Origin of the sequence: Dickeya fangzhongdai (assembly GCF_002812485.1) — a bacterium.
Lineage (GTDB): Bacteria > Pseudomonadota > Gammaproteobacteria > Enterobacterales > Enterobacteriaceae > Dickeya > Dickeya fangzhongdai.
Map to the genome: position 1 here is coordinate 1,902,220 of NZ_CP025003.1, position 13,134 is coordinate 1,915,353.

12 protein-coding genes are annotated in these 13,134 nt (G+C 60.1%); 6 read left to right on the forward strand and 6 right to left on the reverse strand.

Annotated features, from left to right (window positions below; genetic code table 11):
* Positions 1–60: 60 nt before the first annotated feature.
* Entirely contained in the window at positions 61–795 is a 735-nt protein-coding gene (locus CVE23_RS08620) for a DUF6250 domain-containing protein (RefSeq protein ID WP_049842652.1), read from the forward strand.
* Here CVE23_RS08620 and CVE23_RS08625 read toward each other — a convergent pair.
* Together CVE23_RS08625 and CVE23_RS08630 are read right to left on the reverse strand one after the other, a co-directional pair.
* Entirely contained in the window at positions 782–1,717 is a 936-nt protein-coding gene (locus CVE23_RS08625; RefSeq protein WP_100849326.1) for a LysR family transcriptional regulator, read from the reverse strand. The two genes, CVE23_RS08620 and CVE23_RS08625, sit on opposite strands and share 14 nt — an antisense overlap.
* 167 nt (positions 1,718–1,884) lie before the next feature.
* Positions 1,885–2,655 (reverse strand): DUF2076 domain-containing protein, encoded by a 771-nt coding sequence (locus tag CVE23_RS08630; RefSeq protein WP_100849327.1) that lies wholly within the window; start codon positions 2,653–2,655, stop codon positions 1,885–1,887.
* 517 nt (positions 2,656–3,172) lie between these two features.
* Here CVE23_RS08630 and CVE23_RS08635 point away from each other — a divergent pair.
* The 5 genes from CVE23_RS08635 to CVE23_RS08655 all read left to right on the forward strand — a co-directional run bounded on the left by CVE23_RS08635 (position 3,173) and on the right by CVE23_RS08655 (position 7,254).
* Entirely contained in the window at positions 3,173–4,207 is a 1,035-nt protein-coding gene (locus CVE23_RS08635; protein WP_100849328.1) for an isopenicillin N synthase family dioxygenase, read from the forward strand.
* A 43-nt stretch (positions 4,208–4,250) separates the two neighbouring features.
* On the forward strand, positions 4,251–5,057 hold the full coding sequence (locus CVE23_RS08640) for a MetQ/NlpA family ABC transporter substrate-binding protein (protein ID WP_038660006.1): 807 nt from the start codon (positions 4,251–4,253) through the stop codon (positions 5,055–5,057).
* A gap of 3 nt (positions 5,058–5,060) precedes the next feature.
* Positions 5,061–5,852: a methionine ABC transporter ATP-binding protein gene (locus CVE23_RS08645; RefSeq protein ID WP_072093975.1), complete on the forward strand. Its 792-nt coding sequence runs from the start codon at positions 5,061–5,063 to the stop codon at positions 5,850–5,852.
* Positions 5,849–6,508 carry a methionine ABC transporter permease gene (locus CVE23_RS08650; protein WP_167389569.1) on the forward strand — a complete coding sequence of 220 codons (660 nt, stop codon included), beginning with the start codon at positions 5,849–5,851 and terminating at the stop codon, positions 6,506–6,508. The genes CVE23_RS08645 and CVE23_RS08650 overlap by 4 nt, the downstream gene beginning before the upstream one ends.
* 353 nt (positions 6,509–6,861) lie before the next feature.
* Positions 6,862–7,254, forward strand: a complete 393-nt coding sequence (locus CVE23_RS08655; protein WP_100849330.1) for a hypothetical protein — start codon at positions 6,862–6,864, stop codon at positions 7,252–7,254.
* 277 nt (positions 7,255–7,531) lie between these two features.
* On the opposite strand, the gene CVE23_RS08660 is transcribed toward CVE23_RS08655, so the two are convergent.
* The 4 genes from CVE23_RS08660 to CVE23_RS08675 form a co-directional block, all read right to left on the reverse strand.
* Positions 7,532–8,536 (reverse strand): DUF2167 domain-containing protein, encoded by a 1,005-nt coding sequence (locus tag CVE23_RS08660; RefSeq protein ID WP_100849331.1) that lies wholly within the window; start codon positions 8,534–8,536, stop codon positions 7,532–7,534.
* Between the two features lie 215 nt (positions 8,537–8,751).
* A complete protein-coding gene (locus CVE23_RS08665) occupies positions 8,752–10,545 on the reverse strand; it encodes an aryl-sulfate sulfotransferase (protein WP_100849332.1) in 1,794 nt (597 codons plus the stop codon).
* Between the two features lie 12 nt (positions 10,546–10,557).
* Positions 10,558–11,361 (reverse strand): ABC transporter ATP-binding protein, encoded by an 804-nt coding sequence (locus CVE23_RS08670; RefSeq protein WP_038659998.1) that lies wholly within the window; start codon positions 11,359–11,361, stop codon positions 10,558–10,560.
* On the reverse strand, positions 11,358–12,962 hold the full coding sequence (locus CVE23_RS08675; RefSeq protein WP_225622658.1) for an ABC transporter permease: 1,605 nt from the start codon (positions 12,960–12,962) through the stop codon (positions 11,358–11,360). The genes CVE23_RS08670 and CVE23_RS08675 overlap by 4 nt, the downstream gene beginning before the upstream one ends.
* Positions 12,963–13,134: the final 172 nt, after the last annotated feature.

Below are 13,134 nucleotides of genomic sequence, written 5' to 3' on the forward strand. Positions count from 1 at the left end.
ACGCCAGATAATTACGCCCGCCGAGGCGGGCTTCAACAGGACATCATCAGGACATTATCAATGACGGACACAGGCTATAGCGCACAGAGCACGGTTATGGAAAGTCACGCCGGTCAGGCGTGTACCGCCGCCACGGAAGGCGGCTCCCAGCGGGAATCAGGTATTCATCGGGAATCAGACGCCCGGCAGTTCTCGCTGCAATGGGCGCACTCCGCTGACGGAAAGCCACTGCGCTGGCGGGTGGAGCAGGAAGAGCCGGCGCGCACCCGTATCGACATTGACGAACACAGTTTGACGCTGGATACCGCCGCCGGGCTAACGGTATGGCTCGACCAGCCGCTATCCGGCAGGTATCGCATTAGCTATCTGCGCGAAGTGCTGGTACAGGGGCAACCGAACGATCGGCTCTCCGATCTCAATCAATTTTGGGCGGCGCGGGACCCCGCCCGCGCTTCGTTGTTCACCCGCCACGGCGTGTTGGGCGAATACGATAATCTGGCGCTGTATTACGTGGGCATGGGCGGTAACTGGAACAGCACCACCCGTTTTCGCTACTACAACGGCCACGGCGAGCGGCAACTGCTGGGGGAATTCACCGATGAAGCGCATCTGTTGCGCGCCGGGCATCGTTATCGGGTGACCATCGAGGTGGACCGCACTGAAACCCGTTTCCTGATCGATAACCAACTTTACTTTCGCGCCCACTATGCCGAGCCGCCCGCCAGCGGCTATTTTGGCTTGCGGACGGTATTTTCACGGCAGGCGATCAGCGAATTCAGCGTTACGCCGCTGTAGAGGCGCTGGCGCGATGCGGCGCCTGATCCACCTGCAAAAACATGGCGATCAGCCGCTGCGACAGCCACGACAGGCGGGAGTCGGCGCGGCTGACAATGCCGTAATGGGTGTAGAACTCGTCGGTGTCGTCATCCAGCCCGGTGATTTTCAGCATGTGGATGCCGTCCGGCGGCTGTTGCAGCGGTCCGTGACGGTGATTGGTGGTGCCGATGGCGTCGGACTGGCGGATCACATCCAGCAGGCTGTAGCCGTTTTCGCACTCAATGCCGGTGCGGATATCCTGTTGACCGCTCAGCCGCACCAGCGCCTGACGCAGGTTGGGCGGGCGCACGGTGGCCGCCAGCGGGTAGCTGAACAGTTGCTCGACGCTGATTTCATCAAACGCGGCCAGCGGATGCCCCTGACGACAGCAGAAGCCCCAGCGGTGCCGGCTCAGCGGCTGCACGTTATAGCGAGCGTCCAGCTCGAAATGGCGGGTATCGGCCACGATAAAGACAAACTCTTCCGCCATCAGGCGTTGCCCCAGCGCCTGCCAGTTATCGACCCGGAACACCAGCCGCACCCGCGGATACTGGCGGGAGAACTCGCCGATCACCTGCGGCATCAGCCAGGCCGCCGGCGCCGGGCCGCAGCCGAAATGCACCTCGCCGCTCTCTTTTTCGCTGAACTGCTCGATGTCGTTTATCAAATCTTGCGCGTGGCGGGTGAGGCGGCGGGCGTGCTCCAGCACCAGCAGCCCTTTCTTGGTGGGTTCCAGATTATGGTGACGGTCAATCAGCCGCGCGCCCACGCTCTGTTCCAGCGACTGGATGCTACGGCTGAACGCCGACTGTGAAATGTTCATGGCCTGCGCCGCCGAAGTGAAATTCCGGTGCTCGATCAGCGCAATAAAGTGGCGTAACTGACGCAGGTCGATGTTCATGGCATTCAGGGCAATGTTGTGCGGCGGACAGACTGAACAGGCTATCAGCCTGGCGCCCCCATCAACAAATAACCAATAGGGCGGCCATATTACGGGTTGTTATATGTCGCAAACGGTGCGTTCGGGCGGGAAGAGCATCCCTCCCGCGGGCGCGGGAGGGGCGGGGATTAGACGTAGGAATCGTCGTCGTCGTAGGAATCATCAGCCGCGTAATTGTCGTAGTCGCTGTTCTGCGGTTCGTCGCCGGCGTTGCTGTTCCAAAAGTTGTTGCCGGCGCCGTTGAACGTGTCCAGATTATTCGCGCCGAAATCCCGGAAGCTGTCGCTGACGTTACCCAGCGGATTCTCGTTGAGTATCGGGGTTTCGTTGATAATGTTGACGATCTCTTCCGGCTGCGAGCGGTGGAACATGCCGGTCAGCATGTCGGCCAGCACCACGCCGCCCGCCACGCCGGCTGCGGTCTGCAATGCGCCGCTCAGAAAACCGCCCGCGCGGGACGGCGCAGGTTGCGCATAGCCCGGTGCCGGCTGGCCGTAACCCGGCGCCGGCGGCGTATATCCCATCGGCTGGCTCGGTTGACCGTATCCGGCCGGTTGACCATAACCAGCCGGTTGCGACGGCTGCGGCGCGCTGCTGCGGTTGCCGCCGCCAAACAGGCCGGACAGAAAACCGCCGCTGCTTTGCTGCGGACGGGCAGCCGCTTCCTGCGTCAGCCGGTTGACCTCGGCTTCCAGTTCTTTCACCCGCTGATCCAGCTGTTTCAGCGCCGCTTCCTGAATAATCATCGCCTGCGCCATGTAGTAAGGCGCGGCCGGCTGCTGGCGAATGTGGTCATTGATTTGCTGTTCTGCCTTGAGATCCCGAGGGCCCGTGTTGGTCTCGGCTGTTTTCAGTCGGCTAAACAGACCATCAATAAGGCGTTGTTCTTCAGATTGCATAGGATTACCTCAAGAGATATTGGATTGCGGACCCGCCCGTTCAGGCCGGTCCTGCGGCTGTTTTGTCACACCCTTCGCCGCCATCCTACTGCGTTCCTCCGGGCTAATACATGATTGTCGGGTAAAGCTGCTTACAAATTTGTTACCAATTACGGCAAACCACGGCAAACCGATGCCGACCGCTCTGCCGGTTTCCGGCTTACCTTTGCCGCTATTGATATTTTACCTGCCGGGGGAAATGGTGATTAATACTTTACACACGCCGGGAGCCTGCCCGCGCTGGCTCTCAGGCCGCGCAGGCGACGCCGCTAAGGGCGCCGGACGCTCGCCGTATCAGCGAGGTGATGTCACGCTACACAGCGTGGCTTGCACGGTCTGAATGCGTCATTTGGGGGCCGTTTTGCCAACCGGTTTCCTATTTATCGACCAAGAGGAATCACCATGTCCCGTTTGTGTTGTTGCGGTTGCTCCATGCCGAAGATTTCGACATTTGTTAATTTCATTAATGGAGTCCGCCATGAGTCAACCCGTTTCCCTGCCTGTACTCGACTTTTCCCAGCTTGACGGCGATGCCCGGCAACGTGCCGGTTTTCTGCAACGCCTGAATCACGCCGCGCGTGAAACCGGCTTCTTCTACCTGACCCACCACGGCGTCGACCCGGAACTGCAACAACGCGTTCAACGGTTGTCGCGCGCTTTTTTTGCATTGCCGGACGCGGAAAAACAGCGGGTGGCGATGATTCACTCTCCCCATTTCCGCGGTTACAACCTCGCTGGCGCGGAGCGTACCCGCAGCGAGCCGGACTGGCGCGAGCAGTTTGATATCGGGGCGGAGCGCCCGCCGCTGCGGCTGTTATCCGGCGATCCCGCCTGGCGACGGTTGCAGGGGCCGAATCAATGGCCGGCGTCGCTGCCGGAACTGAAAATCGCACTGCTGGAGTGGCAGCAAACCCTGACCCGCATTTCGCTGCGCCTGCTGCGCGCTTTTGCTGAAGTGCTGGGGTTGCCGATAACCGCGTTTGATGCGCTGTACGGCGATAAACCCAGCGAACATATCAAGCTGATTCGCTACCCCGGCCGGGCGACGGCGGACAGCCAGCAAGGCGTTGGCGCGCACAAGGATTCCGGCTTTCTGACGCTGCTGTTGCAGGACCAACAGTCCGGTTTACAGGTGGAGGTTGAACCGGGTCAATGGGTAGAGGCGCACCCGCTGCCGGGTTCGTTCGTGGTCAATATCGGCGAACTGTTGGAACTGGCGACCGACGGCTATCTGCGCGCCACCGTGCACCGGGTGGTGTCGCCGCCGGCCAGTCAGGATCGGTTGTCGGTGGCCTTTTTCCTCGGCGCGCAACTGGATGCAGTGGTGCCGGTGTTTCCGCTGTCGCCGGCATTGGCGAAACTGGCCCGCGGGCCGGCCAGTGACCCCAACAACCCGCTGTTGCGCGAAGTGGGCTGGAACTATCTGAAAGGGCGCCTGCGCTCTCACCCGGAAGTGGCTAAACGCTACTACGGCGATGTGTTGCAGGCGCAGCAGCAGGCGGTTACCGCCTGAGTTCGGTTAGTCATCACAATGAAAATCATCAAGGGATAACAAAATGAAAAATCATAATTTTTTTGCTCTGACGGCGATGGCATTGGCAATGGGACTGTCGGTATCGGCTCAGGCGGCCGATGCTTTGCGGGTAGCGGCGGACCCGGTGCCGCATGCGGAAATTCTGGCGCAGATTCAAAAGGCGGATCCGTCGCTGAAGCTGAAGGTGGTTGAACTGAGCGGCAACGTGAACGCCAACGAATTGCTGGCCAGCGGCGACGTGGACGCCAACTACTTCCAGCACGTGCCTTATCTGCGCGATCAGGAAAAAGCGCTGGGCAAAAAATTCGTGGTGGCGGCCACGGTGCATATCGAACCGCTGGGGATTTATTCCCGAAAATACAAATCGCTCGGCGAGGTGAAGGAGAACGCCACCGTGGCGGTGCCGAACAACGTCACCAACCTCAGTCGGGCGCTGTACCTGCTGCAGGGGCAGGGGCTGATCAAACTCAAGGCGGGTTATAGCGACCCGTCGAAAGATCAGGCGACGCCGAAAGATATCGCCGAAAACCCGAAAAAGCTGAAGATTAAAGAGATTGAAGCGGCGCAGATCCCCCGTTCGCTGGATGACGTCGATCTGGCGGTGATCAACGGCAACTATGCGCTGGAAGCCGGGCTGGTGCCGTCCCGCGATGCGTTGGGGCTGGAAAGCGCCAGCCATAACCCATACGCCAATATTCTGGTGACTACGCCGGCGCTGCAAAACGATCCGCGCATCAAACAACTGGCGAAGGATCTGGAGTCCAAAGCCACGGCTGACTTCATCAGCCAGCGCTACAAAGGGTCGGTGATTGCGGTGGCGGGGCAATAACGCATGATTCGGATCGAACGGCTGGGGAAACGCTACCCGGGCTGCGCGCAGCCCGCGCTGGAGAATGTGTCGCTGACCATTCCGTCAGGGGCGGTGTACGGCATTCTCGGCCGTAGCGGTGCGGGCAAGAGTACGCTGATTCGCTGCCTCAATCTGCTGGAGCGGCCCACCTCGGGCCGTATTCTGATGGACGACTGCGATATCGCCAGCCTGTCGCCGCGGGCGCTGCGCCAGCAGCGTCAGCGCACCGGTATGATTTTCCAGCATTTCAATCTGCTGCATGCCCGTACTGTGCGGGATAACGTGGCGGTGCCGCTGGAAATCGCCGGGGCCGGCAAGCGCGAACGGGAGGCGCGCGTAACGGAGTTGCTGGCGTTGGTCGGGTTGAGCGACAAGGCGCAGGCCTATCCGTCGCAGCTGTCCGGCGGGCAGAAACAGCGGGTCGGCATCGCCCGCGCGCTGGCGGCCCAGCCGCGTTATCTGCTGTGCGACGAGGCCACCAGCGCGCTCGACCCGGAAACCACCGCGTCGATCCTGGCGCTGCTGGCCGACATCAACCGGCAACTGGGGTTAACCATTGTGCTGATCACCCATGAGCTGGAGGTGGTCAAAGCCATTTGCGATCACGCGGCGTTGCTGGAGCAAGGCCGGGTGGCGGAAAGCGGCGCGCTGCGAACGCTGCTGGCGGACCCGACTTCCCGCTTGCGACAGGCGCTGTTGCCGGATCTGGACGCCGAGCGCGCGTTTTTACGGCGGCACGGCGTAGAGGAGGGCGAATTGTGCAAAGTCGCCTGAGCTGGGAAGATTTTTTCCCGATTATGCTGAACGCGACGCTGGAAACCCTGTACATGGTGGGGCTGGCGGCGCTGTTTACCGTGCTGGTGGGGCTGCCGACCGGCGTGCTGCTATTTATCAGCCGCCAGTCGGGCATCATGCCGTTGCCGCGGGGGAACGCGGTGCTGGGCGGCGTGATCAACGTCGGACGTTCGCTGCCGTTCGTGGTGTTGTTGATTGCCCTGATTCCGTTTACCCGCTGGGTGGTCGGCACGACGCTGGGCAGCACCGCCGCGGTGGTGCCGATTACCGTCGGCGCGTTTCCGTTTTTCGCTCGCATTGTGGAAAACGCGCTGGCTGAGGTGGATCGCGGCCGGATAGAGGCGATTGTGTCGATGGGCGGCACCGTCTGGCATGTGATTACCAAGGCGTTGTTGCCGGAAGCTCTGCCGTCGATTCTGGCGGGCATCACGCTGACGGTGGTGATGCTGATTGGCTTTTCGTCAATGGCGGGGGTGATTGGCGGCGGCGGGCTGGGGGATCTGGCAATCCGCTACGGTTATCAACGCTTTAATCAGCAAGTGATGGCGGGAACGGTGATCGTTCTGGTGCTGCTGGTGCAACTGGTGCAGTCGCTGGGCGATCGACTGGTGCGGTCGCTGGCCTACCGGCGCTAATCACGGCTTTCCAACGGTACGCGCCTGCCCGGCGGGCGCTTATCCCCAGTTTCCCTGCCATTCAATCGATTGGCTGTGAGTAATTTTGATGATGTAATTTGCCTTATCCCCCGGCGATGGGACGAATCAAATAAAAATAAGGTATGACATGTTATTTATCCATGCAGGTGGACAGAATATAAATTAATCAGGTCGGATGAGTGGAGTGATTTCTAGGAATATTCCATATTCTTTTTATTTCCAGCTTTGCTTTAATCACTCCCGAGGCGGTTACCTAAACGCTTCAGTTATTAACCAGAGAATAAAACTTTATTTCCGGTTAATCGCAAATGACTTGTTAAAGGAAATTCATAATGAATATGAAACCCCTGTTTTTAGGCGTTATCCTGGCTGCTTCTTACGCACACGCGGCATCGACCGAAGTGAGCGCCAAACCGGTAACCGGAACGGCAGCCAGCGCGGAAGTGAAAACCACGGCCGCCACCGACGCCACAGCGAGTCAGGAGGCGAGCGGCAAAACGCTGACGGCAGCGCAACAGACGGCTGCCAGCACCGATGCCCAGATGAAAACGCACAACGAGAAAAAAGTCGTACATAAAAAAGCGGTAACGACGGAAAAAGAAACGGTCGCGTCGAAAAAAGCGGAAGAAGAAAAAGTAACCGGGCAGAAAATAACGGCGGAAAAAAAGAAACATAACGTTGATGAGAAAAAAACCACACCGATAACTTCCGCCAAAACGGAATAATGGATTATTGTTGTAATTAAAAATTATGCCAGTCACTGAAGGGAGTCAGTAATAACCGAAGAGGCATCATTGGGCTGGCGCCCTTATTTCCCGGCTGGTCATCGTCTGTTTTTTGCCTGATGCAGAGAACAGGTATGATGCCCAGCCGGGACTCATTAATATCGCCGTCGGGGCAGGCATCGGTGCCGGGTGTGTGCCAGCGCCGGCATTTCCGGACGATGTTAATACGCCCAGCGATGAAGCTGGGCTTGCGCTATTTGGGCTGGCGCTATTAATGTCAGACTTTCTGTTGTTCTTTTTCCGTTACGGTTGCGGTTTCAGGGACTATTTCCGCGCTTGTTTCCGGCACGGTTTCATTCCCGGCATCGTCTTGCGCTGGCTGCGGTTTTTTCTTACCGGAAAACAGTTTTCTGAAGATGGCGCCGACGGCGAAAATACCCACCAGAATGATTTTCCAGAATTTCACGAACGCCACGCCCATCATCGCCAGCAGGCCCAGTTTCTTGGCGGCAATCCCGCCGATCAGCGCCGCCAGGCCATATTCCGCGACGCGGTCGGTGCTGGCGTTAAAATCGCTGTAGCGCTTGCCATTGTTGAAGGTCACGGCATTGAGCAACTGCCGGGCTTTGGGTTTTTCTTCGTTGACGGTACCGCGATTGGTGACCAGATTCAGCGACAGATAGCCTTCGCGGCCGAGCAGATAGGTGTTGTAGTTGACGCCCTGATCGTTTTCCGCCATGTTGCTGCCTTCATCGCGCAACGCGGCGGACCAGACTAGCCGGTGGGTCGCCTGCTCGTAGTTGGGTTTTTCAATCCAGCCGAGGATTTCGATCGACGCAATGCCTTTCTTCACCCGTTCTTTATTAGCTTCACGGGTACCTTCTTTCAGGTTATCCAGCAATTCATCGGCATTCCATTCTTTGGCATCGTCATCCTTGATATAACCCGACGAGGTGTAGTCGATGGAAATAAAACCATCGATGTCAGGGTGCAACACCAGACCATAAAAATTACCGCCCACATAATTTCCCAGTTCGCGCATAAATACACGCGCTTCCCGCACCGGAATATAAACAAATCCCTGCGGAAGTTTCAGCACCGCCTGATTACCGAGGCCGATCTCTTTGGGGCCTTCAACACCGGCGCGTTGCATGGCTTCAACGGCGTTGTCCAGCGCGCTGTGAACCTGCGGCGCGGCATTGTCTGCGGCCATGCTGCGAAGAGAAAAGGAAAGGAGAAATATCAGCGCCAGCTGGCTGATTAAACGTACGGAGAGAGCCATAAATCATCCTGATTAATAATAAAAAGAGAGCAAATAGAAAAGCGGGGGGATATTACTCTCGTTATTAATCTATCTCAATTATATTCGCGATTACTTATTCAATCGTATTTATAATTATAAATAAAATAATCACTAATTAATAATAATGGCATGATTTGGTATCTCTCGGCCAACGGGACGCTTCCCGGCCAGCGTCGTGCCGGGAAGCGGGGCGATTAGCTCTGAATGTCGCCTAACCACTGGCGCAGCTTGTCCGCGCTCTGTGCGCTGGTCAGTCGGGCTTGTTCCTGACCGTCTTTCAGCCACAGCAGGGTGGGCAGCGAGCGAACCTGTAGCTGTGCGGCGTGCGGCACATGATGGTCGGCGTCCAGATAGTGGCAGGACAGACCATTGAACGCCACGTCGCCGATGACCGTTTCCAACTGGCGATACAGGCTCTTACAGTGCACGCAGCGTTCCGCGCCCACCAGCAGCAGTTGGTTGCCGGCGGGCAGCGACAGCGCTTCATCCGGCGCCAGCGATAAGGCGGTAAAGCGATGACGGTTGACGGCGAACAGTTTCGGGCTGCGTTTCAGCTCTTCGCTGTCGGTAGCGACGCACAGCGCATCGCCACCGCGCTTGTATGGCCGGGTATCGCTGACGGGAACGACGCTGGCGAAACCGGGCTGCGCGGCGCCAGGCTGACGCAGGCGGGTGTTGTCCGGCGCCTGCACCGGGGTTTCCTGCGGGCGCGGCAGTTGCGGCACCCAGTCGTACGGTACCCGGTAGGCGCGGTACAGCATGTTGGTGTTGACGCTCTTGCCCCAGAACGGCGAAATGTACTCCCAGACTACCTCATGGTCGGCCGTCACTTCGAACAGGCGGCCATTGGCGCCTTCGTTGATCAGCGTGTTGCCGTTCGGCAGGCGCTGGATATTGCTGATATACGGGCTGTAAAACCGGAACGCGTCGGTCGGGTGCGGAATACCGGCTTCGTACGGCGAATAGCGCCAGACGATGTCCAGCGTCACCGGGTTGATTTCCAGTACGCGCGAATAATCGCGCCAGGCGTTCTTCACCCCGTCGGCCGACGCCGGATTGGGGGCGCCGTAACCGGCCCAGCCGCCGTTGTCGAACACCAGAATATTGCCCGCGCCCGGCAATCCGGCCGGGATCATGTGCGCATGGTGTTGGCCGATGATCCAGCCCAGATGTTTCAGCTCCGGCGTGCTGTAATCCGGGCCGAGCCGCCACACGATGTCGCCGCTCTGCTTGTCGATGATGGCGATGATGTTGGACTCGCGTGCGTCCCAGATAATGTTGTCCGGATGGAAACGGGCGTCGCCCTGATCGAACCACGGGTTGGGGCCAAGGGTGGACATGGAGTTGATATGCATCCAGTCGCCCATGCCGCCGCCGCTGCTGCGCATATTAGGGTTGCGGTACAGCGCGGTTTTGGCGGCGTCGTCAAAGCCCAGTTCGTCGAAGTGATCGCTGCAGCGCCATTCCCACACCACGTTGCCGTCCCAGTCCACTTCGATGATGGTGTCGTCGAGCAGCAACTTGTCGCTGATTTTCGGGTTGTGCAGGTTCTGGTGCGCCAGAATCAGCGTATTGCCGCCGAGCGCCTGCGGTTCGAGACCCGGCGCGTAGTACCCCACCGGGTTGCCGCTGCGCTGGTAGTCGTGATGGGCGCGCGCCATCCACTCCGGCGGCAGATCCGGGTCGCTGATGTGTTCGTAACCGTTGAATTGCCAGACCCGGTTGCCGTCCCAGTCCAGTTGCACCACATCCACCATGTCCTGCATGCCGTACCGGGCGTCGCGCTGGCCGCTGTGGCCGAGAATATAACCGCCCGGCAGAATTTTATTGGGAAAACCGTGCAGGCCTTCCCACAGCCGCAGCGCCGCCCCGTTCATGTCGATCAAGACCGCGCCGGTTTCCAGCGCCTGGAAGACGGTGTAGCCGCCCCAGGCTTTGTCCGGATGATAAATCGTGGTGCCGGTCGGGTAAACGGAAGGGTGTCCCATGTGCTACTCCATTTAGTCAGTGATAAGCGTGGCGTCGGGCAAGGCCGAGGCGTCGGAGTGAGTCAGCAGCGTGAGCAGTTCGCTGCACTGCTGGTGGAAGGCCTGGCTGTCGCGCTGACGCGGATGCGGCAACGTCACCGTGGCGATGTGTTTCAGACGGCCGGGGCGCGGCGCCAGCACCACGACGCGGTCGGCCAGATAGACCGCTTCTTCCACATCGTGGGTGACCAGCAGGGTGGTGGTGCCTTCCTGCTGATGAATCCGTCGTAGTTCCTGTTGCATCTGTTGTCGGGTCAGCGCGTCCAGCGCGCCGAACGGTTCGTCGAGCATCAGAATGCGCGGGTTGCCCACCAGCCCGCGGGCGATCGCCACGCGTTGCGCCATGCCGCCGGACAACTGGGCGGGCAGGGCGTCGGCGAACTCGTCCAGATGCACCAGCCGAATGAAATGGTCGACCCGGCGGGTAAGGTCGGCGCGGCCGATCTTCTCGCTCGCCAGCCCCAGCTCGATGTTCTGGCGCACCGTCAGCCACGGAAACAGCCGCGGTTCCTGAAACACGATGCCGCGCTCGCCGCCGATGCCGTTAATCGGCGCGCCGTCCACCAGAATGCGGCCCTGATAGTCGTCATCCAACCCGACCAACAGGCGCAGCAGCGTGGATTTGCCGCAGCCGCTGCTGCCGACAATCGCCACCAGCTCGCCGGGATAAATCGCCAGCGAGAGGTCGTCGATGACCGTCAGCGGGCTGCCGCCGACGCGAAACTGTTTTTTCAGGCGGTCGAAGGCGACCACCGGTTGGGGGCGTGGTTGCGTCATTGGGTGTCTCCTGTGGTGCGCCAGCGGGTCACGCGGCGTTCCAGCCGCTGGCCGAGGTAGTCGATCAGCGCGCCGGTGACGCCAATCAGCAGCATGCCGCTGAGAATGATGGGCATATCCAGCAATTGCTGGGCGTTGATCATCAGGCTGCCGATCCCGACGCCGGACGACATGAAATATTCCGCGCCGATGGCGCCGAGCCAGGCGTAAATCATCGCCAGCCGTAGCCCGGTGAACAGCGCGGGCGCCGCGCCGGGCAGGATCAGTACGCGCAGGCGGCGCAACCACGGCAGGCGCAGCACCTGTGCTACTTCCTGCAAGGCGAGGGAGCGCTGGCGCACGCCGCGATGACTGGCGACCAGCATCGGAAAGAACGCCACCAGCGCGATGAAGATCACCTTGCCGCCGTCGTCGTTGCCGACCCAGGCGGTAATCAACGGCAGCCAGGCAAACAGCGCTACCTGACGCAACAGCGTCAGCGTCGGGGTAAATACCGCCTCGGCGCGCGCGCTCAGCCCCAGCGCCAGCCCGGCCAGCAGACCGGCGCTTGCGCCGAGGGCGCCGCCCGCCAGCGCGCGCCACAGGCTGTGGCGCATGGCATCGGGCAACGAACCCTCTCTCACGCCATGCCAGATAGCGCGGAGCACATCGCCGGGCGGCGGCAACAGCAGCGCATCGATCCACCTGTGATAGCTGGCCAATTGCCACAGCGCCAGCAATAGCAGCGGCGCCGCCAGCCCGATGGCCTGACCGGCGGGTACGGCGTGCAGCCGACCGACCGGTGGATGCGGCCAGGCGATCAGCCGTTTGTCCAACTGGTTGATGCCCCATTCCATCAGCAGGCCGGTCAGCCCGATGACGGCGATGCACACCAACACGATATCCAACTGGAATAGCTGGCGTCCCCACACCATCAGATAGCCGATGCCCTGCGATGAGGCGAGCAGTTCCACCACAATCAGCGACACCCAGGCTTGCGACAGCGCCAGCCGCAGGCCGGTAAACCACACCGGCAACGCGGCGGGCAGAATCAGCCGGGTCAGACGAGTAAGCCGCGGCAGGCGCAGGGTGCGCGCCACGTCGAGCAAGTGTGGCGGGACGTCGCGTACGCCGCGTTGGCTGTGCAGCGTCACCGGCACGATCACCGCTTTGATCAGCACCGCCAGCTTGAGGCCGTCGTCGATGCCGAACAGCACCATAAACAGCGGGATCCACCCAAGCGTGGGGATTTGGGCCAGCGCGTAGACGGTGGGATACAGCAGCCGTTCCGCCCGCACCGATGCGCCCATCAGCGCGCCCAGCAGCGTGCCGGCCAGTACGCCGGCGGCAAGCCCGCTCACCAGACGGTGCAGGCTGATCAATAACTGACTGAGCAGGTCGCCCTGCAACAGAGCGACGGCCGTTGCCGCCACCCGCGACGGGGCAGGCAGGATTTGCGGCGGCATCCATCCCTGCAGGCTGCTGAGGCTCCACAGCAGCAACACCGCCAGCGGCAACAGCAACGGCGCGGCGATACGCCGGGTTTGACGCGGCGTGAGCGGGCGTGTCGCCTGCGGGGCTTTCACAAACCAGGATTTATGCATGACCAATGGCTTATTCATTTTTCTTTGTAAGCTCAGTCAAAACGAAGAGATAGGGTATAAAAACCTGATTTCCCGGTGATACGCCAATGCAATAAACCGATATTGCGCGTGCAAGAAATGCATATGACCCGCTACCCGGCACCGGTGCTGATTTATGCTTTTTTTTGCTGATAAATCATGGAAATGTTAT

Bases quoted from the DNA above. Each gene is read 5' to 3' on its own strand.
- CVE23_RS08655 (WP_100849330.1), top strand. From the start codon at position 6,862: ATGAATATGAAACCCCTGTTTTTAGGCGTTATCCTGGCTGCTTCTTAC.
- CVE23_RS08620 (WP_049842652.1), top strand. From the start codon at position 61: ATGACGGACACAGGCTATAGCGCACAGAGCACGGTTATGGAAAGTCAC.
- CVE23_RS08665 (WP_100849332.1), bottom strand. From the start codon at position 10,545: ATGGGACACCCTTCCGTTTACCCGACCGGCACCACGATTTATCATCCG.
- CVE23_RS08635 (WP_100849328.1), top strand. From the start codon at position 3,173: ATGAGTCAACCCGTTTCCCTGCCTGTACTCGACTTTTCCCAGCTTGAC.
- CVE23_RS08660 (WP_100849331.1), bottom strand. From the start codon at position 8,536: ATGGCTCTCTCCGTACGTTTAATCAGCCAGCTGGCGCTGATATTTCTC.
- CVE23_RS08670 (WP_038659998.1), bottom strand. From the start codon at position 11,361: ATGACGCAACCACGCCCCCAACCGGTGGTCGCCTTCGACCGCCTGAAA.
- CVE23_RS08675 (WP_225622658.1), bottom strand. From the start codon at position 12,962: ATGAATAAGCCATTGGTCATGCATAAATCCTGGTTTGTGAAAGCCCCG.
- CVE23_RS08630 (WP_100849327.1), bottom strand. From the start codon at position 2,655: ATGCAATCTGAAGAACAACGCCTTATTGATGGTCTGTTTAGCCGACTG.
- CVE23_RS08625 (WP_100849326.1), bottom strand. From the start codon at position 1,717: ATGAACATCGACCTGCGTCAGTTACGCCACTTTATTGCGCTGATCGAG.
- CVE23_RS08645 (WP_072093975.1), top strand. From the start codon at position 5,061: ATGATTCGGATCGAACGGCTGGGGAAACGCTACCCGGGCTGCGCGCAG.
- CVE23_RS08640 (WP_038660006.1), top strand. From the start codon at position 4,251: ATGAAAAATCATAATTTTTTTGCTCTGACGGCGATGGCATTGGCAATG.